This is a genomic window from Mesorhizobium sp. HAY1-8B, assembly GCF_056868045.1.
Genome location: NZ_CP200321.1, coordinates 4,227,270 through 4,246,467, shown reverse-complemented (window position 1 = coordinate 4,246,467; position 19,198 = coordinate 4,227,270). Strand labels below are relative to the sequence as shown.

General features: G+C 62.1%; 31 protein-coding genes. All 31 read right to left on the bottom strand.

Annotated elements, in window-relative coordinates; genetic code table 11:
• Window positions 1–173 precede the first annotated feature (173 nt).
• Window positions 174–605 carry a 50S ribosomal protein L17 gene (rplQ, locus tag AC1VON_RS20230; RefSeq protein ID WP_010909289.1) on the bottom strand — a complete coding sequence of 144 codons (432 nt, stop codon included), beginning with the start codon at window positions 603–605 and terminating at the stop codon, window positions 174–176.
• Between the two features lie 104 nt (window positions 606–709).
• Window positions 710–1,720, bottom strand: a complete 1,011-nt coding sequence (locus AC1VON_RS20225; RefSeq protein ID WP_006205443.1) for a DNA-directed RNA polymerase subunit alpha — start codon at window positions 1,718–1,720, stop codon at window positions 710–712.
• 105 nt (window positions 1,721–1,825) lie between these two features.
• Window positions 1,826–2,215 (bottom strand): 30S ribosomal protein S11, encoded by a 390-nt coding sequence (gene rpsK / locus AC1VON_RS20220; RefSeq protein ID WP_006205444.1) that lies wholly within the window; start codon window positions 2,213–2,215, stop codon window positions 1,826–1,828.
• A gap of 139 nt (window positions 2,216–2,354) precedes the next feature.
• Window positions 2,355–2,723: a 30S ribosomal protein S13 gene (gene rpsM / locus AC1VON_RS20215; protein ID WP_006205445.1), complete on the bottom strand. Its 369-nt coding sequence runs from the start codon at window positions 2,721–2,723 to the stop codon at window positions 2,355–2,357.
• Between the two features lie 218 nt (window positions 2,724–2,941).
• The gene (locus AC1VON_RS20210) at window positions 2,942–3,538 is read right to left on the bottom strand and encodes an adenylate kinase (RefSeq protein WP_483124635.1); all 597 of its coding nucleotides are present in this window, start codon (window positions 3,536–3,538) and stop codon (window positions 2,942–2,944) included.
• The gene (gene secY, locus AC1VON_RS20205; RefSeq protein WP_056568050.1) at window positions 3,535–4,875 is read right to left on the bottom strand and encodes a preprotein translocase subunit SecY; all 1,341 of its coding nucleotides are present in this window, start codon (window positions 4,873–4,875) and stop codon (window positions 3,535–3,537) included. The genes AC1VON_RS20210 and secY overlap by 4 nt, the downstream gene beginning before the upstream one ends.
• A 194-nt stretch (window positions 4,876–5,069) precedes the next feature.
• Window positions 5,070–5,543 (bottom strand): 50S ribosomal protein L15, encoded by a 474-nt coding sequence (rplO, locus tag AC1VON_RS20200; protein ID WP_056568053.1) that lies wholly within the window; start codon window positions 5,541–5,543, stop codon window positions 5,070–5,072.
• Window positions 5,544–5,565: 22 nt separating this feature from the next.
• Window positions 5,566–5,763 (bottom strand): 50S ribosomal protein L30, encoded by a 198-nt coding sequence (gene rpmD, locus AC1VON_RS20195; RefSeq protein WP_006205449.1) that lies wholly within the window; start codon window positions 5,761–5,763, stop codon window positions 5,566–5,568.
• A 23-nt stretch (window positions 5,764–5,786) separates the two neighbouring features.
• The gene (gene rpsE / locus AC1VON_RS20190) at window positions 5,787–6,350 is read right to left on the bottom strand and encodes a 30S ribosomal protein S5 (RefSeq protein WP_032933400.1); all 564 of its coding nucleotides are present in this window, start codon (window positions 6,348–6,350) and stop codon (window positions 5,787–5,789) included.
• 77 nt (window positions 6,351–6,427) lie between these two features.
• The gene (gene rplR / locus AC1VON_RS20185) at window positions 6,428–6,787 is read right to left on the bottom strand and encodes a 50S ribosomal protein L18 (protein WP_010909284.1); all 360 of its coding nucleotides are present in this window, start codon (window positions 6,785–6,787) and stop codon (window positions 6,428–6,430) included.
• Between the two features lie 140 nt (window positions 6,788–6,927).
• Entirely contained in the window at window positions 6,928–7,461 is a 534-nt protein-coding gene (gene rplF / locus AC1VON_RS20180; protein WP_013895694.1) for a 50S ribosomal protein L6, read from the bottom strand.
• An 88-nt stretch (window positions 7,462–7,549) separates the two neighbouring features.
• Complete coding sequence (gene rpsH, locus AC1VON_RS20175; RefSeq protein WP_006205453.1) at window positions 7,550–7,948, bottom strand: 30S ribosomal protein S8; 399 nt, start codon at window positions 7,946–7,948, stop codon at window positions 7,550–7,552.
• Window positions 7,949–7,960: 12 nt separating this feature from the next.
• A complete protein-coding gene (gene rpsN / locus AC1VON_RS20170; protein WP_010909282.1) occupies window positions 7,961–8,266 on the bottom strand; it encodes a 30S ribosomal protein S14 in 306 nt (101 codons plus the stop codon).
• Between the two features lie 27 nt (window positions 8,267–8,293).
• Window positions 8,294–8,872, bottom strand: a complete 579-nt coding sequence (rplE, locus tag AC1VON_RS20165) for a 50S ribosomal protein L5 (protein ID WP_056568059.1) — start codon at window positions 8,870–8,872, stop codon at window positions 8,294–8,296.
• Window positions 8,865–9,179 (bottom strand): 50S ribosomal protein L24, encoded by a 315-nt coding sequence (rplX, locus tag AC1VON_RS20160; protein ID WP_006205456.1) that lies wholly within the window; start codon window positions 9,177–9,179, stop codon window positions 8,865–8,867. Before rplX ends, rplE begins: the two co-directional genes overlap by 8 nt.
• 12 nt (window positions 9,180–9,191) lie before the next feature.
• Window positions 9,192–9,560 (bottom strand): 50S ribosomal protein L14, encoded by a 369-nt coding sequence (rplN, locus tag AC1VON_RS20155; RefSeq protein WP_006205457.1) that lies wholly within the window; start codon window positions 9,558–9,560, stop codon window positions 9,192–9,194.
• A gap of 72 nt (window positions 9,561–9,632) precedes the next feature.
• On the bottom strand, window positions 9,633–9,872 hold the full coding sequence (rpsQ, locus tag AC1VON_RS20150) for a 30S ribosomal protein S17 (RefSeq protein WP_010909280.1): 240 nt from the start codon (window positions 9,870–9,872) through the stop codon (window positions 9,633–9,635).
• Window positions 9,873–9,883: 11 nt separating this feature from the next.
• The gene (gene rpmC / locus AC1VON_RS20145) at window positions 9,884–10,084 is read right to left on the bottom strand and encodes a 50S ribosomal protein L29 (protein ID WP_006205459.1); all 201 of its coding nucleotides are present in this window, start codon (window positions 10,082–10,084) and stop codon (window positions 9,884–9,886) included.
• A gap of 13 nt (window positions 10,085–10,097) precedes the next feature.
• A complete protein-coding gene (rplP, locus tag AC1VON_RS20140; RefSeq protein ID WP_010909279.1) occupies window positions 10,098–10,511 on the bottom strand; it encodes a 50S ribosomal protein L16 in 414 nt (137 codons plus the stop codon).
• A 27-nt stretch (window positions 10,512–10,538) separates the two neighbouring features.
• Window positions 10,539–11,264: a 30S ribosomal protein S3 gene (gene rpsC, locus AC1VON_RS20135; RefSeq protein ID WP_010909278.1), complete on the bottom strand. Its 726-nt coding sequence runs from the start codon at window positions 11,262–11,264 to the stop codon at window positions 10,539–10,541.
• Window positions 11,264–11,653, bottom strand: coding sequence for a 50S ribosomal protein L22 (gene rplV, locus AC1VON_RS20130; RefSeq protein WP_010909277.1), 390 nt, complete (start codon window positions 11,651–11,653; stop codon window positions 11,264–11,266). The genes rpsC and rplV overlap by 1 nt, the downstream gene beginning before the upstream one ends.
• A 2-nt stretch (window positions 11,654–11,655) precedes the next feature.
• On the bottom strand, window positions 11,656–11,934 hold the full coding sequence (gene rpsS / locus AC1VON_RS20125; protein ID WP_006205463.1) for a 30S ribosomal protein S19: 279 nt from the start codon (window positions 11,932–11,934) through the stop codon (window positions 11,656–11,658).
• 16 nt (window positions 11,935–11,950) lie between these two features.
• On the bottom strand, window positions 11,951–12,784 hold the full coding sequence (gene rplB, locus AC1VON_RS20120; protein WP_010909276.1) for a 50S ribosomal protein L2: 834 nt from the start codon (window positions 12,782–12,784) through the stop codon (window positions 11,951–11,953).
• 22 nt (window positions 12,785–12,806) lie between these two features.
• Window positions 12,807–13,100 carry a 50S ribosomal protein L23 gene (locus tag AC1VON_RS20115; RefSeq protein ID WP_010909275.1) on the bottom strand — a complete coding sequence of 98 codons (294 nt, stop codon included), beginning with the start codon at window positions 13,098–13,100 and terminating at the stop codon, window positions 12,807–12,809.
• Window positions 13,097–13,717 (bottom strand): 50S ribosomal protein L4, encoded by a 621-nt coding sequence (gene rplD / locus AC1VON_RS20110; protein ID WP_019857964.1) that lies wholly within the window; start codon window positions 13,715–13,717, stop codon window positions 13,097–13,099. The genes AC1VON_RS20115 and rplD overlap by 4 nt, the downstream gene beginning before the upstream one ends.
• A complete protein-coding gene (gene rplC, locus AC1VON_RS20105; protein ID WP_095775810.1) occupies window positions 13,717–14,445 on the bottom strand; it encodes a 50S ribosomal protein L3 in 729 nt (242 codons plus the stop codon). The genes rplD and rplC overlap by 1 nt, the downstream gene beginning before the upstream one ends.
• Window positions 14,446–14,506: 61 nt before the next feature.
• Window positions 14,507–14,815 (bottom strand): 30S ribosomal protein S10, encoded by a 309-nt coding sequence (gene rpsJ / locus AC1VON_RS20100; protein ID WP_010909272.1) that lies wholly within the window; start codon window positions 14,813–14,815, stop codon window positions 14,507–14,509.
• A gap of 69 nt (window positions 14,816–14,884) precedes the next feature.
• Window positions 14,885–16,060 (bottom strand): elongation factor Tu, encoded by a 1,176-nt coding sequence (gene tuf, locus AC1VON_RS20095; protein ID WP_010909256.1) that lies wholly within the window; start codon window positions 16,058–16,060, stop codon window positions 14,885–14,887.
• A gap of 67 nt (window positions 16,061–16,127) precedes the next feature.
• Window positions 16,128–18,218, bottom strand: coding sequence for an elongation factor G (gene fusA, locus AC1VON_RS20090; RefSeq protein ID WP_483124634.1), 2,091 nt, complete (start codon window positions 18,216–18,218; stop codon window positions 16,128–16,130).
• Window positions 18,219–18,247: 29 nt separating this feature from the next.
• A complete protein-coding gene (gene rpsG, locus AC1VON_RS20085; protein WP_008875664.1) occupies window positions 18,248–18,718 on the bottom strand; it encodes a 30S ribosomal protein S7 in 471 nt (156 codons plus the stop codon).
• Window positions 18,719–18,782: 64 nt separating this feature from the next.
• Window positions 18,783–19,154, bottom strand: a complete 372-nt coding sequence (gene rpsL, locus AC1VON_RS20080) for a 30S ribosomal protein S12 (RefSeq protein ID WP_006333356.1) — start codon at window positions 19,152–19,154, stop codon at window positions 18,783–18,785.
• Window positions 19,155–19,198: the final 44 nt, after the last annotated feature.

Below are 19,198 nucleotides of genomic sequence, written 5' to 3'. Positions count from 1 at the left end.
CTCCAAAGCAAGTTCGGGCGCATTGTCCCGACGATTGTGCAAAATGAAAGGCTAAGCCGCTGAAATCCGATTATTTTCGCGCCACAACATGGTTATGGGGGGCGCCCTGACGCAGGCAGAACATGAAAAAGGGGCCCGCAGGCCCCTTCAATTCATTCCGGAGAGACGTGGCCTTATGCGGCCGCGGCTTCCGCGTCGGTGCCTTCGGCTTCGAGGCGGGCGCGGTCGCCGGCGCCCTTGGCCGAGGTGTCGCGATCGACGAACTCGATGACAGCCATCGCGGCGTTGTCGCCGTGACGGAAGCCCGCCTTCATGATGCGCAGATAGCCGCCGTTGCGGTTGGCGTAGCGCGGGGCGATGGTGTCGAACAGGCGCTTGACGACGCCTTCATTGCCGATCTGCGCGATCACCTGGCGGCGGGCGTGCAGATCGCCGCGCTTGCCGAGCGTCACCAGCTTCTCGACGATCGGACGCAGGTCCTTCGCCTTCGGCAGGGTGGTGACGATCTGCTCATGTTCGAGCAGCGACACGGCGAGGTTGGCGAACATCGACTTGCGATGGCTAATGCTTCTAGCGAAGCGGCGGCCTTTAAAACCGTGGCGCATGGCTCATTTCCTTCTTCAGTTGTTCAAGAGGCCAAGGCCTCTGATGGTTTTCCGCATGACCGTCGGATCGAACGGCCCACGCCGCCGATCCTTGGAATTCATGCTCAATATTGGTCTTCGTAACGCTTGGCGAGGTCTTCGATGTTTTCCGGCGGCCAGTCCGGCACTTCCATGCCGAGGTGCAGCCCCATCGCCGCGAGCACTTCCTTGATCTCGTTCAGCGACTTGCGGCCAAAGTTCGGGGTGCGCAGCATCTCGGCTTCGGTCTTCTGAATGAGATCGCCGATGTAGACGATGTTGTCGTTCTTCAGGCAGTTGGCCGAACGCACAGAAAGCTCGAGCTCGTCGACCTTCTTGAGCAACGCCGGGTTGAAGGCGAGCTCGGTGACGGCTTCCGCCGCGACTTCCTTCTGCGGCTCGTCGAAGTTGACGAACAGGCCAAGCTGGTCCTGCAGGATGCGGGCGGCGAACGCCACCGCGTCCTCGCCGGAGATCGAGCCATCGGTCTCGATGGTCATGGTCAGCTTGTCGTAGTCGAGAACCTGGCCCTCGCGGGTGTTTTCGACCTTGTAGGAGACCTTCTTGACCGGCGAGTAGAGGCTGTCGACCGGGATCAGGCCGATCGGCGCGTCCTCGGCGCGGTTGCGCTCGGCCGGCACGTAGCCCTTGCCGGTGTCGACGGTGAATTCCATGCGGATTTCAGCGCCTTCGTCCAGCGTGCAGATGACGTGGTCGGGATTGAGGATCTCGACATCGCCAACCGTCTGGATGTCGCCGGCGAGAACCGCACCCGGGCCCTGCTTGCGAACGACCATGCGCTTGGGGCCGTCGCCTTCCATGCGGATGGCGATTTCCTTGATGTTCAAGACGATGTCGGTCACGTCCTCGCGCACACCGGCGATGGACGAGAATTCATGCAGAACGCCGTCGATCTGCACGGCGGTAACGGCCGCACCGCGCAGCGAAGACAGAAGCACGCGGCGCAGCGCGTTGCCGAGCGTCAGGCCAAAGCCACGCTCGAGCGGCTCGGCGACCAGCGTGGTCAGCGTCTTCTTCTTCGACGAGAACTCGATCTTGTTCGGCTTGATCAGTTCCTGCCAATTTTTCTGGATCATGATGCTTTCCTTCCGTTGACCCACCACCATCCAATCGTGGCGGGCGACCTGGAATGCCGCGGAGGAGCGCCCCCGAGGGCGCTCACGCGGCGTTCGATAAATTGCTTAGACGCGGCGCTTCTTGCGCGGGCGGCAGCCATTGTGCGGAATCGGCGTCACGTCACGGATGGAGGTGATGGTGAAGCCGGCCGCCTGCAGGGCGCGCAGTGCCGATTCACGACCGGAGCCAGGTCCGCAGACCTCGACCTCAAGCATGCGCATGCCGTGTTCCTGAGCCTTCTTGGCAACGTCCTCGGCAGCCATCTGGGCAGCGAACGGGGTCGACTTGCGCGAACCCTTGAAGCCCTGGGCACCGGCCGACGACCAGGCAATCGAGTTGCCCTGCGCGTCGGTGATGGTGATCATCGTGTTGTTGAAGGTCGAATTGACGTGGGCAACGCCCGACGAGATATTCTTGCGTTCGCGACGGCGAACACGAGCGGCTTCCTTGGCCATGATAGTCCTTTCAGTTGATCTCTACACCGCCGTAATGCCAGCGGCTCCACCTAGGAGAAGGCAGTAGGGGAATATGGCAGTAGGGCAGTATGTCTGCCGTTCCTATTGCCTTACTGCCCTACTCCCTTACTGCCCTAAATTACTTCTTCTTGCCGGCGATCGACTTGGCCGGGCCCTTGCGGGTACGCGCATTGGTATGCGTGCGCTGGCCGCGAACCGGCAGCGAGCGGCGGTGACGCAGGCCGCGGTAGCAGCCGAGGTCCATGAGACGCTTGATGTTCATCGACACTTCGCGGCGCAGGTCGCCCTCGACCTGGTAGTCGCGGTCGATGGTCTCGCGGATCTGCAGCACTTCCGCGTCGGTCAGCTGGTTGACGCGGCGCTCGGCCGGGATGCCGACCTTGTCGACGATCTCCTGGGCGAACTTCTTGCCAATGCCGTGAATGTACTGAAGCGCGATGACGACGCGCTTGTTGGTCGGAATGTTGACGCCGGCTATACGAGCCATGTTCTTCTCTTCTCCATCTGGGCCGGCCAACCTTCGAAACAAGGAAGACTCGGCGCTGTAAAAGTTGCCCCGCGTCCGGTGGAGGCCGGCCCTTGCGGGAGTTTCCAGTTCAAAGCGACTGCCTTGCCCTTGCGGACAAGCAAAGTTCGCACCTGATAGGAAGACGGGCCGCCATACCGCAGCGAACCGCCCCCGTCAAGCTTAATCTTTAAATTCCCTTACCGCGCCTTGGTGGCCGCAGCCAGCACAGCTTCGATCTCGGCGGTCACCGCATCGATGCTGGCCATGCCGTCAACGGTCTTCAGCTTGCCCTTGGCGTAATAGTAGCCGGTCAGCGGAGCGGTCTTCTTGTAGTACTCGCGCAGACGTTCTTCGAACACCGCCGGATTGTCGTCCTTGCGCACCGGCAGGCCGGCGGCCTTGGCGTCTTCGGCGCGCTTGACGATGCGGCCGACCAGGGCCCTGTCGTCGACGACCAGTTCGATGACCGTGTCGAGGTCGATGCCACGTTCGGAAAGCATCTGATCAACCGCATCGGCCTGCACCAGCGTGCGCGGATAGCCATCGAGGATGAACCCCTTGGCGCAATCGGCCTGATCGATCCGCTCGGCAACGATCGCGTTGACGATGGCGTCGGACACCAGTTCACCGGCATCCATCACTGCCTTGGCACGCTTGCCGACCTCGGTTCCGGCCTGGACGGCGGCACGCAGCATATCGCCCGTCGAGAGCTGGGGTATGCCGTGTTTTTCTACCAGTCTTTGTGCTTGTGTCCCCTTGCCCGCTCCTGGCGGCCCAAGCAAAATCAACCTCATCTGGCTTTCTTCCCCCCGCGCAGCTTCGACTTCTTGATCAGGCCTTCATACTGGTGCGCAATCAGGTGCCCCTGAATCTGCGCGACCGTATCGAGCGTGACACTGACCACAATCAGAAGCGATGTGCCACCAAGGTAGAATGGTACGCCAGTCGCCGAGATCAGGAACTCCGGCAGCAGGCACACCAGCACCAGATAGATGGCGCCGACGACGGTGATGCGGGTGAGAACGTAATCGATATAATCGGCGGTGCGCTCGCCCGGACGATAGCCCGGGATGAAGCCCGAATGCTTCTTGAGCTGGTCGGCGGTGTCCTTCGGGTTGAAGACAATCGCTGTGTAGAAGAAGGCGAAGAAAACGATCATCGCCGCATAAAACAGCATGTAGAGTGGCTGGCCATGGCCAAGCGAAGCCAGGATGGTGCTCGCCCAGGCCGGCATGTTGGTCGTCTGCGAGAAGCCGGCGATGGTGGCCGGCAGCAAGAGCAGCGACGACGCGAAGATCGGCGGAATGACGCCCGACGTGTTGAGCTTCAGCGGCAAATGCGAGGTATCGCCCTGGAACATGCGATTGCCGACCTGCCGCTTCGGATACTGGATCAGCAGGCGGCGCTGGGCGCGCTCGAAGAACACTATGAGCGCGATGACCACGATGGCCAGAACGATGATCGCAAGGATCAGGCCGGTCGACAGGGCGCCGGTGCGGCCGAGTTCCAGCGTGCCGGAGATGGCATGCGGCAGGCCCGCGACGATGCCGGAGAAGATGATCAGCGAAATACCGTTGCCGATGCCGCGCGCGGTGATCTGCTCGCCGAGCCACATCAGGAACATGGTGCCGCCGACCAGCGTGACGACGGTCGAGATGCGGAAGAACATGCCGGGATCGCTGACGATGCCGTTACCGCCTTCCAGGCCCACCGAAATGCCGTAGGCCTGAACCAGTGCGAGCAGCACCGTGCCGTAGCGCGTGTACTGGTTGATGACCTTGCGGCCCTGTTCGCCTTCCTTCTTCAGCGCTTCCAGCGACGGGATGACCGAGGTCATCAGCTGCATAATGATGGAGGCGGAGATGTAGGGCATGATGCCGAGCGCGAAGATCGCCATGCGCTGCACGGCGCCGCCCGCGAACATGTTGAACATGCCGAGGACGCCCTTGCTCTGCGAGGAGAATGCCTGGGCGAAGGCGTCGGGGTTGATGCCGGGAAGCGGGATGTAGGTGCCGAGGCGGTAGACGAGCAACGCGCCGATGGTGAACCAGATGCGTTTCTTCAGGTCCTCCGCCTTGGCGAAGGCCGAGAAATTCAGATTCGAGGCTAGTTGTTCAGCAGCCGAAGCCATGCCTGATTCTCCGCTTGGTAACGCTTGATGGCCCGTGAGGTCAGGCGGTGCGTTTCACCGAAGCTCACGAGATAAGCTCCGGGCTGTAAACATGCAAGCGGCCGCGTTGACGCGGCCGCCTAATTGAGCTGGTCAAAGCGCAATCGTGAGCGAAAACTGGATCCCACTCTTGCCGATCACGCTTCAAATCGCCGTTACTCGGCAGCTGCCTTTTCAGGCAACTTGACCGAGCCGCCGGCCTTCTCGATCTTCTCGATCGCGGCCTTGGAGGCGCCGGCCACGTCAAAGGCGAGCTTTGCCTTGAGCTCGCCGTCGGACAGCACGCGCACGCCATCCTTGACGCGGCGGATGACGCCGGCGGCGACAAGCGCCTCGGCTGTCACGGTTGCCTTGGCGTCAAGCTTCTTGGCGTCGACGGCTTGCTGGATACGGGCCAGCGAGACGACAACGAAGCTCTTGGCGAAGAGGTTGTTGAAGCCGCGCTTCGGCAGGCGCCTGTAGAGCGGCATCTGGCCACCCTCGAAGCCATTGATGGCCACGCCGGAGCGTGCCTTCTGGCCCTTGACGCCGCGACCGGCGGTCTTGCCCGAGCCGGAACCGATGCCGCGGCCGAGACGCTTCTTGGAGTGCGTCGCGCCGTCCTTGTCACGCAGATCGTTGAGTTTCATCTGAGTTCTCCTGCGCTTTGGCTCAGCCCTCGTCCACGACGCGGACGAGATGCTGAACGGCGGCGATCATGCCGCGCACGGAAGGCGTATCTTCCAGCGTGCGCTGCTTGTGCATCTTGTTGAGGCCGAGGCCGACCAGCGTCGCGCGCTGTTCCTTCGGACGGCGGATCGGCGAACCGATCTGCTCAACGGTGATGGTCTTGGTTGCTTTCTTGGCCATGGTCAAAATCCCTGGTCAGTCGACTATTCTTCAGCCGCAACGGCGGTGCCGCGGCGGGCCTGAAGGGTCGAATACTTGATGCCGCGAGCGGCAGCGACATCCTTGGGATGCATCTGGCTCTTCAGCGCGTCGAAAGTGGCGCGAACCATGTTGTAGGGGTTCGACGACCCCATCGACTTGGCGACCACGTCATGCATGCCGAGCGTCTCGAAGACGGCGCGCATCGGGCCGCCGGCGATGATGCCGGTACCCTGCTTGGCGGCACGCAGCAGAACGCGTCCGGCGCCCCAGCGTCCCTCGACGTCGTGGTGCAGCGTGCGGCCCGAGCGCAGCGGCACGAAGATCATGTCGCGCTTCGCGGACTCGGTTGCCTTGCGGATCGCTTCCGGCACTTCGCGCGCCTTGCCGTGACCAAAGCCGACGCGGCCCTTCTGGTCGCCGACGACGACGAGTGCGGCGAAGCCGAAGCGACGACCACCCTTGACGACCTTGGCCACGCGATTGATGTGGACCAGCTTGTCCACCATGCCGTCGTCGCGTTCTTCACGCTCGCGGCCGCGGCCGCCTTCCCTACGTTCCTGTGCCATATCCTGTTCCTTGTTCTTTTCCGGAAGCACGGGTTGATGATTGTCGACGCCACTTTGGGTCGCCGACGGTGAAAGAATCAGAAGCTGAGACCGCCTTCGCGAGCAGCTTCAGCCAGGGCCTTGACACGGCCGTGATAGATGTAAGGGCCGCGGTCGAAGACGACTTCCTTGACGCCGGCCTTGGTCGCGCGCTCGGCGATCAGCTTGCCGATCGCGGCGGCCGCAGCGGTGTCGGCACCGGTCTTGAGGGAACCCTTGAGGTCCTTCTCCAGCGTCGAGGCAGCGGCGATAGTGTGACCCTTGGCGTCGTCGATCACCTGCACATAGATGTTCTTCGAGGTGCGGTGGACCGACAGACGCGGACGCTCGCCGGCGACCTTCCTGATCTGACGACGGACGCGCTGCGCACGGCGCTGCGTGGATTCCTTGGTACCCATGATGGTCTTCCTTGCCTTCAAAAAACGGGGGCCGCCATGTGCGGTAGGCGATAGCGCCTCCCGCGACAGCTCCCCGCGGCGTTACACTTCCTTGGCTTGGCCCTTTTCGAAAAGCCTGCGACTTTTCGGGGCCAGGCCCACTACTTCTTCTTGCCTTCCTTGCGGACGATCTTCTCGCCAGCGTAGCGGACACCCTTGCCCTTGTAGGGCTCGGGACCGCGGTATTCGCGGATCTCGGCAGCCACCTGACCAACCTGCTGCTTGTCGATGCCGGCCACGGTGATCTCGGTCGGCTTCGGCACGGTGATGGTGATGCCGGCCGGCGTCTCGTAGACGACGTCATGGCTGAAGCCAAGTGCCAGCTGCAGGTTTTTGCCCTGAAGTGCAGCGCGGTAGCCGACGCCGGTGATCTCGAGCTTCTTCTCGAAGCCGTCCTTCACGCCCTGCAGGATGTTGACGATCTGCGTGCGCGACATGCCCCACTTGGATCGGGCGGTCTTGGTCTGATCGCGCGGCTGGACAGCGATTTCGCTGCCTTCCATCTTGACCAGGACTTCGTCGTTCACCACGAACTTCAGCTCGCCCTTGGGGCCCTTCGCCGTAACGGTCTGGCCGTTGACGGTCGCGGTCACGCCCTGCGGCAGCGAAACGGGTTTCTTTCCAATACGAGACATTTTGTTGTCCTCGTCACTTCTCTTGTTTCAGGTCTCTGTCTTCGGAACGATCCGAAGACCGGATTCCACTTTGCGCTCAGCTGCCAGATCAGAAGATCTGGCAGAGAATCTCGCCGCCGACGTTCTGTTCGCGTGCCTCGTGATCGGCCATCACGCCCTTCGGCGTCGAAAGGATGGCGATGCCGAGGCCGTTGGCGACGTGCGGGATCGACTTGGCCGAGACGTAAACGCGGCGGCCCGGCTTCGAAACACGGGCGATTTCGCGCACGACCGGCGCGCCATCGAAATACTTCAGCTCGATTTCGATTTCGGACTTGCCGTTGTCGAAGTCGGTCTGGCTGTAGTCGCGGATATAGCCTTCAGCCTTCAGCACGTCGAGGACGCGGGTGCGCAAACGCGAGGCCGGCGTCGAGACACTCGACTTCTTGCGGCCGTAGGCGTTGCGGATGCGGGTCAGCATATCGCCGAGAGGATCGCTCAATGACATGTTATGTCCTCCTTACCAGCTCGACTTGACCAGGCCCGGGATCTGGCCGTTATTGCCGAGATCACGAAGCGCGATGCGCGATACTTTGAGCTTGCGATAGTAGGCACGCGGGCGGCCGGTGACTTCGCAGCGGTTGCGGATGCGGATCTTGGCCGAGTTGCGCGGCAGGGCAGCAAGCTTGAGCTGAGCGCGGAAGCGCTCTTCCATCGGCTTGGACTGATCCATGATGATCGCCTTCAGGGCAGCGCGCTTGGGACCGTACTGGTCGGCAAGCTTGCGGCGCCTGTTGTTCTTCTCGACTGAGCTGGTCTTTGCCATTTCAGATTTTTCCTTTTCTCGCTGCCGTTACTGGCGGAAGGGGAAGTTGAAGGCCTTGAGCAATGCCCTGGCTTCGTCGTCCGTCTTCGCAGTCGTACAAACGATGACGTCCATGCCCCAGATCTGATCAACCTTGTCGTAGTTGATCTCCGGGAACACGATGTGCTCCTTGATGCCCATGGCGTAGTTGCCACGGCCATCGAAGCTCTTGGGGTTCAGTCCGCGGAAGTCGCGGACGCGCGGCAGCGCGATGTTCACGAGGCGGTCGAGGAACTCGTACATACGTTCCTTGCGCAGCGTGACCTTGGCGCCGATCGGCATGTTCTCGCGGACCTTGAAGCCAGCGATCGAATTGCGGGCGCGGGTGACGACGGCCTTCTGGCCGGCGATCAGCGCCAGGTCTTCGGCCGCAACCGACGGCTTCTTGGAATCGGCGGTCGCTTCGCCCACACCCATGTTCAGCACGATCTTGTCGAGGCGCGGAACCTGCATGTCGTTGTCGTAGCCGAACTGCTCCTGCAGCGCCTTGCGGATGGTCTCATTGTAGACCTGCTTGAGGCGCGGCGTGTTGGTGGCAGTAGCCTGCTTGGTTTGAGCCTTAGCCATTGATGACTTCTCCCGAGCGCTTGGCGACGCGCACCTTCTTGCCGTCCTTCTGGAAGATGAAACCGACGCGGGTCGGCTTGCCATCCTTGGGGTCGGCCAGCGCGATGTTCGACAGCTGGATCGGCGCTTCCTTGGTGATGATCCCGCCCTCCTGGGACTGGGACTGCTTCTGGTGACGACGGATCATGTTGACGCCGCGCACCAGCGCGGTGTCATCCTTCGGCTGAACCGAGAGGACTTCGCCCGAACGGCCCTTGTCCTTGCCGGCCAGCACGACGACCTTGTCGCCTTTTCTAATCTTTTGCATTGGTCCGGCTCCTTACAGCACTTCAGGCGCGAGCGAGATGATCTTCATGTGGTTCTTGGCGCGGAGTTCGCGCGGAACCGGTCCGAAGATACGCGTGCCGATCGGCTCTTTCTTGTTGTCGACGAGAACGGCCGCGTTCTTGTCGAAACGGATCACGCTGCCGTCCGGGCGGCGGATGTCCTTGGCCGTGCGAACCACGACCGCCTTCATCACATCGCCCTTCTTAACGCGGCCGCGCGGAATCGCTTCCTTGATGGACACCACGATGATGTCGCCCACGGAAGCGTATTTCCGCTTCGAGCCGCCCAGCACCTTGATGCACATGACACGACGCGCGCCGGAATTATCCGCCACGTCGAGGTTTGTTTGCATCTGAATCATGACTGGCCGCCTTCTTCTTTTCTAACGGGACGGGTTTTTCACCCCTCCCCGGTCTGTCCAAAATTCGTTTGTTTACGCCTGGTCCGAAGACACAACGATCCAGCGCTTATCCTTGGAAATCGGCTTCGATTCCTGGATGAACACCTGATCGCCAACCTTGTGGGCGTTGTTCTCGTCGTGCGCCTTGTACTTCTTGGTCATGCGCACGGTCTTCTTCATCACGGGATGCGTGAAGCGCCGTTCGACCTTGACGACAACCGTCTTCTCGTTCTTGTCGCTGACGACGGTGCCCTGCAGAATGCGCTTTGGCATGGTTTTCGTCCTTAAGCCTTCTTGGCCGCGGACTTTTCCGCAGCGATGGTCTTGATACGCGCAATGTCCTTGCGGACCTGCCTCACGCGCGCGGTCTTCTCGAGCTGGCCGGTGGCCTTCTGGAAGCGCAGATTGAACTGCTCCTTCTTCAGGCTGGCCAAATCGTCGGTCAGCTGGTCCTGGGTCTTGGTCCGGATGTCTTCGGCTTTCATGATCAGCCCGTCCTTATTCTGCGATGCGCTGTACGAAGCGCGTCCTGACCGAGAGCTTGGCCGCGCCGAGACGCAGCGCCTCACGGGCGGTTTCTTCACTGACGCCGTCGATCTCGAACATGATGCGGCCCGGCTTGACGCGCGCCGCCCAGTAGTCGACGGCGCCCTTGCCCTTGCCCATGCGGACTTCGGTCGGCTTCGACGTGACCGGCAGATCCGGGAAAATACGGATCCAGACGCGGCCAGCGCGCTTCATTTCGCGGGTGATCGCGCGGCGAGCCGCCTCGATCTCACGCGCGGTGACGCGGTTCGGCTCAAGCGCCTTCAGCCCGAAACCACCGAAATCCAGATTGGTGCCGCCCTTTGCGGTACCATGGATACGGCCCTTGAACTGCTTGCGGAACTTTGTGCGCTTTGGCTGCAGCATCGTTCTAACTCCAAATTCCTAAATGTCTCAGGCGTTTTCGCGACGACGACCGCGTTCGCGATCACCACCACCGCCATGCGCGGCATCACCCTCGGTCGCGCGACGTTCCGAAGCCATCGGGTCGTGCTCGAGGATCTCGCCCTTGAATACCCAGACCTTGACGCCGCAGATGCCGTACGCCGTATTCGCCTCGGCCGTGCCGTAGTCGACATCGGCGCGCAGCGTGTGCAGCGGCACGCGGCCTTCGCGGTACCACTCCATGCGGGCGATTTCAGCGCCGCCCAGACGGCCGGAGCAGTTGATGCGGATGCCTTCGGCACCGAGGCGCATCGCCGACTGCACGGCGCGCTTCATGGCGCGGCGGAACGCGATACGGCGCTCGAGCTGCTGGGCGATCGACTGGGCGACCAGGGTCGCGTCGATTTCCGGCTTGCGCACTTCGACGATGTTGAGGTGCGTCTCGGACTTCGTCATCTCCATCAGCTTCTTGCGGAGCTTTTCGATGTCGGCGCCCTTCTTGCCGATGATCAGGCCCGGGCGCGCGGCATGGATGGTGACGCGGCACTTCTTGTGCGGGCGCTCGATCACGACCTTGGAGATCGCGGCCTGCTTGAGTTCCTTCTCAAGATACTTGCGGATCTTGATGTCCTCATGCAGCAGCTTGCCGTACTCGCCGGTGTTCGCGAACCAGCGCGAATCCCAGGTCCGGTTGATGCCGAGGCGAAGACCGATCGGATTGACTTTCTGGCCCATTATGCGGCCTCCCCTTTTTCTTCGACTTCACGAACGACGATCGTGAGGTGCGAGAACGGCTTCTCGATACGGCTGGCGCGACCACGACCACGAGCGTGGAACCGCTTCATGACAATCGACTTGCCGACATAGGCTTCCGCCACCACCAGCGCATCGACGTCGAGGTCGTGGTTGTTTTCCGCGTTGGCGATCGCCGATTCCAGCGTCTTCTTGACCGTGCCGGAAATCCGCTTGGCCGAGAATTCGAGGTCGGAAAGCGCTGTCGCGACCTTCTTGCCGCGGATCAGCGCGGCAACGAGGTTCAGCTTCTGCGGGCTGATACGGATCGTGCGCAACACGGCGCGCGCTTCGTTATCAGCAAGCCTGCGCGGAGCTTTGGCCTTGCCCATGATTATTTCCTCTTCGCCTTCTTATCCGCGCCGTGACCGTAATAAGTCCGCGTCGGAGCGAATTCACCGAACTTATGACCGACCATGTCCTCGTTCACCGAAACGGGAACATGCTTCTGGCCGTTGTAGACACCGAAGGTGAAGCCGACGAACTGCGGCAGGATGGTGGAGCGACGGCTCCACATCTTGATCACCTCATTGCGACCACCTTCACGAACCTTGTCCACCTTCTTGAGAAGGTAGCCGTCGATGAAGGGGCCTTTCCAAATAGAACGAGTCACTTGGCGTTACCTCTTCTTAGCTCTTGCGCTGATGGCGCGAGCGCAGGATGAACTTGTCGGTCGCCTTGTTGGACCGCGTCTTCTTGCCCTTGGTCGGCTTGCCCCACGGGCTGACCGGATGACGGCCACCGGAGGTGCGGCCTTCACCACCGCCGTGCGGATGGTCGACCGGGTTCATGGTCACGCCGCGATTGTGCGGGCGCTTGCCGCGCCAAACCGTGCGGCCGGCCTTGCCATCGTTGATGTTGCCGTGGTCGGGGTTCGACACGGCGCCGACCGTGGCCATGCAGGAGCCGTGAACGACACGCTGCTCGCCCGAGTTGAGGCGCAGGATCGCCATGCCCTGGTCGCGACCGACGAGCTGGGCGTAACCGCCAGCCGAACGGGCAACCTGGCCGCCCTTGCCCGGCTTCAGCTCGATGTTGTGGACGATCGTGCCGACCGGCATCGATGCCAGCGGCATCGCATTGCCCGGCTTCACGTCGACCGCTTCTCCAGCCACGATCTTGTCGCCGGCGGCAAGGCGCTGCGGGGCGATGATGTAGGACAGCTCGCCATCGTCGTACTTGATCAGCGCGATGAAAGCGGTGCGGTTCGGATCGTATTCAATGCGCTCGACCGTGCCGACGACGTCGAACTTGCGGCGCTTGAAGTCGATGATGCGGTACGAACGTTTGTGACCACCGCCGATGAAGCGGGCGGTGATGCGGCCGTAATTGTTGCGGCCGCCCGACTTGGTCAGGCCCTCGGTCAGACCCTTGACGGGCTTGCCCTTGTAGAGGCCCGAGCGGTCGACGATGACCAGCTGACGGGTGCTCGGCGTTACCGGGTTGAATTTTTTCAGTGCCATTGTTCTGTCCTCGCGGCCTTGCTCAGAGACCCGTCGCGACGTCGATCGACTGGCCGTCGGCCAGCGTCACGATCGCCTTCTTGACGTCGCTCTGGCGGCCGATCGTGCCGCGGAAGCGCTTGATCTTGCCCTTGCGGACAAGCGTGTTCACGGCCATCACCTTGACGCCGAACAGCGCTTCGACGGCGGCCTTGATTTCCGGCTTCGACGCCTTCTTGGCGACGTTGAAGACGACCTGGTTCTGCTCGGAAGCCATGGTCGACTTTTCGGTGATCGCCGGGCTGACGATCACGTCGTAGTGACGAAGGTCGGTCATTTAAAGCGCTCCTCGAGAGCCTCGACGGCGGCCTTGGAAAGGACCAGCGTGCCGCGGCGCAGAATGTCGTAGACGTTGATGCCCTGGATGGGCAGCACGTCGATGTTGGGGATGTTGGTCGCGGCCAGCTTGAAGTTCTTGTCAAGCTCGGCACCACCGATCACCAAGGCATTGCTCAAGCCCAGCGTCGCGAAATTCGCGATCAGAGCCTTGGTCTTGGCCTCGGTCAGCTTCAGCTCGTCGATGACGATGATCGACGCGCTCTTGGCCTTGGCCGAGAGAGCATGCTTCAAGCCCAGAGCGCGCACCTTCTTCGGCAGGTCGTGCTCGTGGCTGCGAACGACCGGGCCATGGGCCTTGCCGCCGCCGCGGAACTGCGGAGCGCGTGCCGAGTGGTGACGGGCGCGGCCCGTACCCTTCTGCTTGTACATCTTGGCGCCGGTGCGCGCGATTTCGGCGCGGCCCTTGGCCTTGTGCGTGCCCTGCTGCTTCTTGGCGAGCTGCCAGCGCACGACGCGCTGCAGGATATCCTCGCGCGGATCAAGGCCGAAAATCTCCTCGGAGAGTTTCACCTTGCCGGCGTCCTTGCCGCCAAGCGTTGTGATCTTGAGATCCATTATTCCGCTCCCTCTGTGGCCGGAGCCTCGTTCTTAGCAGCACTTCCTGCTGCAACTGGGCGGATCGCGGCGGGCTTCGGCGCATTGGCCGGCAGTGCCACCTTGGCCGCATCGCGGACCAGGATCCAGGCGCCCTTCGATCCGGGAACCGCTCCGCGGATCAGGATCAGGCCGCGGTCGGCATCGGTCGAGACGATCTCGACGTTCTGCGTGGTGACGCGGGTGTCGCCCATATGACCGGCCATCTTCTTGCCCTTGAACACCTTGCCGGGATCCTGGCGCTGGCCGGTCGAACCGTGCGTACGGTGCGAGACCGAGTTACCGTGCGTCGCGCGGCCACCACCCATGTGGTGGCGCTTGATGACGCCCTGAAAACCCTTGCCGATCGTCGTGCCCGTCACATCGACCTTCTGGCCGGCGACGAAGTGCTCGACGGTGATCTCGGCGCCGACATCGATCATGTTGTCGGCGGAGACGCGGAACTCGGCGACCTTCGCCTTCGGCTCGACGGAAGCGGTCGCGAAATGGCCGCGCATCGCCTTCGACGTGTTCTTCACCTTGGCGAGGCCAACGCCGAGCTGAACGGCGGTGTAGCCATTCTTCTCCTGCGTGCGCTGCGCCACGACCTGGCAGTTCTCCATCTGGAGAACAGTGACGGGAACATGTTCCCCGGCATCGTTGTAGATGCGGGTCATTCCCACCTTCTTTGCAATCACACCTGAACGCATCGGTTCAATTCCTTTAGAGTTCCGGGCCAGGGGCACCGCCCCTTACCGCGCTCTCATTCCCTTAGAGCTTGATCTCGACGTCGACGCCGGCGGCCAGATCGAGCTTCATCAAAGCATCGACGGTCTGCGGGGTCGGATCGACGATGTCGAGCAGACGCTTGTGCGTGCGCATCTCGAACTGCTCGCGGCTCTTTTTGTCGACGTGAGGCGACCGGTTGACCGTGAACTTTTCGATCCGCGTCGGCAGCGGAATGGGGCCGCGGACGTTTGCGCCGGTGCGCTTGGCCGTCGACACGATTTCCTTCGTCGAGGCGTCGAGCACGCGGTGATCAAACGCCTTCAGGCGGATGCGGATATTCTGTCCGTTCATGCGTCACTTCCTTGTTCTGGCGCGGCGCGGGCAACTTCCGCGCCCGCGACAGATCGGTTTAAGTCCAAATTACTCTTTGATGGTGACGACGATGCCGGCACCGACGGTGCGGCCGCCTTCACGGATGGCGAAGCGCAGCTTCTCTTCCATGGCGATCGGCACGATCAGCTCGACATCGACCGTGATGTTGTCGCCAGGCATCACCATCTCGGTGCCAGCCGGCAGCGACACGATGCCGGTCACGTCGGTCGTGCGGAAGTAGAACTGCGGGCGGTAGTTGGTGAAGAACGGCGTGTGACGGCCACCTTCGTCCTTGGTCAGGATGTAGGCTTCGGCCACGAACTTCTTGTGCGGCTTCACCGTGCCCGGCTTGGCCAGAACCTGGCCGCGCTCGACACCTTCACGATCAACGCCGCGCAGCAGCGCGCCGATGTTGTCGCCAGCCTGGCCCTGATCGAGCAGCTTGCGGAACATCTCCACGCCCGTGCAGGTCGTCTTGGTCGTCGGACGGATGCCGATGATCTCGAGTTCCTCGCCGACCTTGACCACGCCGCGCTCGACGCGGCCGGTCACGACCGTGCCACGGCCCGAGATCGAGAACACGTCCTCGATCGGCATCAGGAACGGCTTGTCCAGCGGACGAACCGGGGTCGGGATGTAGGCGTCGACCTGAGCCATCAGCTCGCGGATCGCGTCCTCGCCGATCGTCTTGTTCGAATCCTCAAGAGCGGCCAGCGCCGAACCCTTGACGATCGGAATGTCGTCGCCGGGGAATTCGTTCTTCGACAGAAGCTCGCGAACCTCGAGCTCGACCAGTTCGAGCAGCTCGGCGTCGTCGACCTGGTCGACCTTGTTCAGGAACACCACGATCGAAGGCACGCCGACCTGACGGGCGAGCAGGATGTGCTCGCGGGTCTGCGGCATCGGGCCGTCGGCGGCCGAAACGACCAGGATCGCGCCGTCCATCTGCGCGGCACCGGTGATCATGTTCTTCACATAGTCGGCGTGGCCGGGGCAGTCGACATGGGCGTAGTGGCGGTTGGCCGTCTCGTATTCGACGTGGGCCGTCGAGATCGTGATGCCACGCGCCTTCTCTTCCGGCGCCGCATCGATCTGGTCGTAGCGCTTGTACTCGCCAAAATACTTCGTGATCGCCGCCGTCAGCGACGTCTTGCCATGATCAACGTGACCAATCGTGCCGATGTTCACATGAGGCTTAGTGCGCTCGAATTTACCTTTTGCCATGTGATGTCTCCATTTCCTGCTCGCCCATGCGGGCTTTGAATTGCGTTACCGCGGCAGCTCTTTCGAGTTACGCGTACTTTTTCTGGACTTCCTGGGCGACCGCGGTCGGAACCGGCTCGTAGTGATCGAACTGCATCGTGTAGGCCGCGCGGCCCTGGCTCATCGAGCGCAGGTTGTCGACGTACTTGAACATGTTGGCGAGGGGCACCATCGCGTTGATGACGACGGCCACGCCACGCGCTTCCTGGCCCTGGATCTGGCCACGGCGGCCGTTCAGGTCGCCGATGACGCTGCCGACATAGTCTTCCGGTGTCACCACCTCGACCTTCATGATCGGCTCGAGCAGCTGCACGCCAAGCTTGGGTGCGGCTTCACGGAAGCAGGCGCGGGACGCGATTTCGAAGGCCAGGACCGAGGAGTTGACATCGTGGTAGGCGCCGTCGATCAGCGTCGCACGGACGCCGATCATCGGGAAGCCCGCGAACGGACCAGCGCCCATGACGCTCTGGATGCCCTTTTCGACACCCGGAATGTATTCCTTCGGCACGGCGCCGCCGACGATCTTGGACTCGAACACGAAGTCTTCGCCCTCGGCATTCGGCTCGAACACAACTTTCACGCGGGCGAACTGGCCGGTACCGCCGGTCTGCTTCTTGTGGGTGTAGTCCTGCTCGTGCTTGCGGGTAATCGTCTCGCGATAGGCCACCTGCGGAGCGCCGACATTGGCTTCGACCTTGAACTCGCGGCGCATGCGGTCGACGATGATGTCGAGGTGCAGTTCGCCCATGCCGGAGATGATGGTCTGGCCGCTTTCCTCATCGGTCTTGACGCGGAAGGACGGATCCTCGGCAGCCAGGCGGTGAAGGGCGAGGCCCATCTTTTCCTGGTCGTTCTTGGTCTTCGGCTCGATGGCGATCTGGATGACCGGATCGGGGAATTCCATGCGCTCGAGGATGACCGGGTGCAGCGGATCGCACAGCGTGTCGCCGGTGGTCGTGTCCTTGAGGCCCGCCAAGGCAACGATGTCGCCAGCGAAAGCTTCCTCGACGTCGGCGCGCGAATTCGCATGCATCTGCAGCATGCGGCCGATGCGCTCCTTCTTGCCCTTGACGGTGTTGTCGACCGAGATGCCCTTGGTGAGCTTGCCCGAATAGATGCGGGCAAAGGTCAGCGAACCGACGAACGGGTCGTTCATGATCTTGAAGGCGAGCATCGACAGCGGCTCGTCGTCAACCGCATGACGCTCGATCTCGGCGTCGGTCTTGGCATCGACACCCTTGATGGCGGGAACGTCGGCCGGCGACGGCAGGTATTCGACAACGGCGTCGAGCAGCGGCTGCACGCCCTTGTTCTTGAAGGCCGAGCCGCAGAACATCGGGAAGAACTTGACCGCGATCGTGCCCTTGCGGATCAGCGAGCGGATCTCGTCATTCGACGGCATCTTGCCTTCAAGGTAGTTCTCGAGGGCCGTCTCGTCCATTTCGACGGCGGCTTCGATCATCTTCTCGCGGTATTCCTCGGCACGAGCCTTGAGGTCGGCCGGGATCTCGACGATGTCCCAGGCAGCGCCCAGGGTCTCGTCGCGCCATACAAGCGCGTTCATCTCCACGAGGTCGACGACACCCTTGAACTCGGTCTCTGCGCCGATCGGCAGCTGCATGACGACAGCCTGCGCACCGAGGCGCGAACCAATCATCTCGACCGAGCGGTAGAAGTCGGCGCCGATCTTGTCCATCTTGTTACAGAAGATCATGCGCGGCACGCGGTACTTGTCGGCCTGGCGCCAGACGGTTTCCGTCTGCGGCTCGACACCGGCATTGGCATCAAGCAGCGCGATGGCGCCGTCAAGCACGCGCAACGAACGCTCGACCTCGATGGTGAAGTCAACGTGTCCGGGGGTGTCGATGATATTGAAGCGACGCATCTTGCCGTCACGGCCCTTCCAGAAGGTCGTGGTGGCCGCGGACGTGATGGTGATGCCGCGTTCCTGCTCCTGCTCCATCCAGTCCATGGTGGCGGCGCCGTCGTGCACTTCGCCGATCTTGTGCGACTTGCCCGTATAATAGAGGACGCGCTCGGTGGTCGTCGTCTTGCCGGCGTCAATATGCGCCATGATACCGAAATTGCGGTAGTCTTCGATTTTGTATTCGCGGGCCATCGTAGCTGCCTCTCAGTCCTGTTCGCGCTTTACCAGCGGTAGTGTGCGAAAGCGCGGTTGGCTTCAGCCATCTTGTGGGTGTCTTCACGCTTCTTGACGGCGGTGCCACGGTTGTTGGCCGCATCCATCAGCTCGCCCGAAAGGCGGTCGACCATTGTGGTCTCGTTGCGGTTGCGAGCAGCCGCGATCAGCCAACGGATGGCCAATGCCTGGCGGCGCTCAGGACGCACGTCGACGGGAACCTGGTAGGTAGCGCCGCCGACGCGGCGCGAACGCACTTCCACATGCGGCGCGACGTTGTCGAGCGCCTGATGGAAGACGGTGACCGGCTCCTGTTTGGTCTTCGACTGGACCTGGTCGAGCGCGCCGTAGACGATGGTCTCGGCGACCGACTTCTTGCCATCATACATGACGGCGTTCATGAACTTGGTAACGATCAGATCGCCGAACTTCGGATCCGGGTTGATCTCACGCTTTTCTGCACTGTGACGACGGGACATGGCTTTTGTCTCTCAATCTCTCATAGCCCGGCGCAGTCAAAAAAAGCGCCGAAGCCGGAAAACCTTACTTCGGACGCTTCGCACCGTATTTCGAACGGCGCTGCTTGCGATTCTTCACACCCTGCGTGTCGAGCACGCCACGGATGATGTGGTAGCGGACGCCCGGAAGATCCTTGACGCGGCCGCCGCGGATCATGACCACGGAGTGCTCCTGAAGGTTGTGACCTTCGCCGGGGATGTAACCGATCACCTCAAAACCATTGGTCAGGCGGATCTTGGCCACCTTGCGCAGCGCCGAGTTCGGCTTCTTCGGCGTCGTCGTGTAGACGCGCGTGCAGACGCCCCGCTTCTGCGGGTTCTGCTGCATGGCCGGGACCTTGTTGCGCTTCACCGGCGCAATGCGCGGCTTGCGGATCAGCTGGTTGACGGTAGGCATTAAACCCTCTTGTCTCTCAATTCCGTGTCTCGCCCGGTCAGGGC

Bases quoted from the DNA above. Each gene is read 5' to 3' on its own strand.
- rplQ (WP_010909289.1), bottom strand. From the start codon at position 605: ATGCGCCACGGTTTTAAAGGCCGCCGCTTCGCTAGAAGCATTAGCCAT.
- AC1VON_RS20225 (WP_006205443.1), bottom strand. From the start codon at position 1,720: ATGATCCAGAAAAATTGGCAGGAACTGATCAAGCCGAACAAGATCGAG.
- rpsK (WP_006205444.1), bottom strand. From the start codon at position 2,215: ATGGCCAAGGAAGCCGCTCGTGTTCGCCGTCGCGAACGCAAGAATATC.
- rpsM (WP_006205445.1), bottom strand. From the start codon at position 2,723: ATGGCTCGTATAGCCGGCGTCAACATTCCGACCAACAAGCGCGTCGTC.
- AC1VON_RS20210 (WP_483124635.1), bottom strand. From the start codon at position 3,538: ATGAGGTTGATTTTGCTTGGGCCGCCAGGAGCGGGCAAGGGGACACAA.
- secY (WP_056568050.1), bottom strand. From the start codon at position 4,875: ATGGCTTCGGCTGCTGAACAACTAGCCTCGAATCTGAATTTCTCGGCC.
- rplO (WP_056568053.1), bottom strand. From the start codon at position 5,543: ATGAAACTCAACGATCTGCGTGACAAGGACGGCGCGACGCACTCCAAG.
- rpmD (WP_006205449.1), bottom strand. From the start codon at position 5,763: ATGGCCAAGAAAGCAACCAAGACCATCACCGTTGAGCAGATCGGTTCG.
- rpsE (WP_032933400.1), bottom strand. From the start codon at position 6,350: ATGGCACAGGAACGTAGGGAAGGCGGCCGCGGCCGCGAGCGTGAAGAA.
- rplR (WP_010909284.1), bottom strand. From the start codon at position 6,787: ATGGGTACCAAGGAATCCACGCAGCGCCGTGCGCAGCGCGTCCGTCGT.
- rplF (WP_013895694.1), bottom strand. From the start codon at position 7,461: ATGTCTCGTATTGGAAAGAAACCCGTTTCGCTGCCGCAGGGCGTGACC.
- rpsH (WP_006205453.1), bottom strand. From the start codon at position 7,948: ATGTCATTGAGCGATCCTCTCGGCGATATGCTGACCCGCATCCGCAAC.
- rpsN (WP_010909282.1), bottom strand. From the start codon at position 8,266: ATGGCAAAGACCAGCTCAGTCGAGAAGAACAACAGGCGCCGCAAGCTT.
- rplE (WP_056568059.1), bottom strand. From the start codon at position 8,872: ATGGCTAAGGCTCAAACCAAGCAGGCTACTGCCACCAACACGCCGCGC.
- rplX (WP_006205456.1), bottom strand. From the start codon at position 9,179: ATGCAAAAGATTAGAAAAGGCGACAAGGTCGTCGTGCTGGCCGGCAAG.
- rplN (WP_006205457.1), bottom strand. From the start codon at position 9,560: ATGATTCAGATGCAAACAAACCTCGACGTGGCGGATAATTCCGGCGCG.
- rpsQ (WP_010909280.1), bottom strand. From the start codon at position 9,872: ATGCCAAAGCGCATTCTGCAGGGCACCGTCGTCAGCGACAAGAACGAG.
- rpmC (WP_006205459.1), bottom strand. From the start codon at position 10,084: ATGAAAGCCGAAGACATCCGGACCAAGACCCAGGACCAGCTGACCGAC.
- rplP (WP_010909279.1), bottom strand. From the start codon at position 10,511: ATGCTGCAGCCAAAGCGCACAAAGTTCCGCAAGCAGTTCAAGGGCCGT.
- rpsC (WP_010909278.1), bottom strand. From the start codon at position 11,264: ATGGGCCAGAAAGTCAATCCGATCGGTCTTCGCCTCGGCATCAACCGG.
- rplV (WP_010909277.1), bottom strand. From the start codon at position 11,653: ATGGGCAAGGCCAAAGCTCCGCGCAGGCTTGCTGATAACGAAGCGCGC.
- rplB (WP_010909276.1), bottom strand. From the start codon at position 12,784: ATGGCACTGAAAAAATTCAACCCGGTAACGCCGAGCACCCGTCAGCTG.
- AC1VON_RS20115 (WP_010909275.1), bottom strand. From the start codon at position 13,100: ATGACCGACCTTCGTCACTACGACGTGATCGTCAGCCCGGCGATCACC.
- rplD (WP_019857964.1), bottom strand. From the start codon at position 13,717: ATGGATCTCAAGATCACAACGCTTGGCGGCAAGGACGCCGGCAAGGTG.
- rplC (WP_095775810.1), bottom strand. From the start codon at position 14,445: ATGCGTTCAGGTGTGATTGCAAAGAAGGTGGGAATGACCCGCATCTAC.
- rpsJ (WP_010909272.1), bottom strand. From the start codon at position 14,815: ATGAACGGACAGAATATCCGCATCCGCCTGAAGGCGTTTGATCACCGC.
- tuf (WP_010909256.1), bottom strand. From the start codon at position 16,060: ATGGCAAAAGGTAAATTCGAGCGCACTAAGCCTCATGTGAACATCGGC.
- fusA (WP_483124634.1), bottom strand. From the start codon at position 18,218: ATGGCCCGCGAATACAAAATCGAAGACTACCGCAATTTCGGTATCATG.
- rpsG (WP_008875664.1), bottom strand. From the start codon at position 18,718: ATGTCCCGTCGTCACAGTGCAGAAAAGCGTGAGATCAACCCGGATCCG.
- rpsL (WP_006333356.1), bottom strand. From the start codon at position 19,154: ATGCCTACCGTCAACCAGCTGATCCGCAAGCCGCGCATTGCGCCGGTG.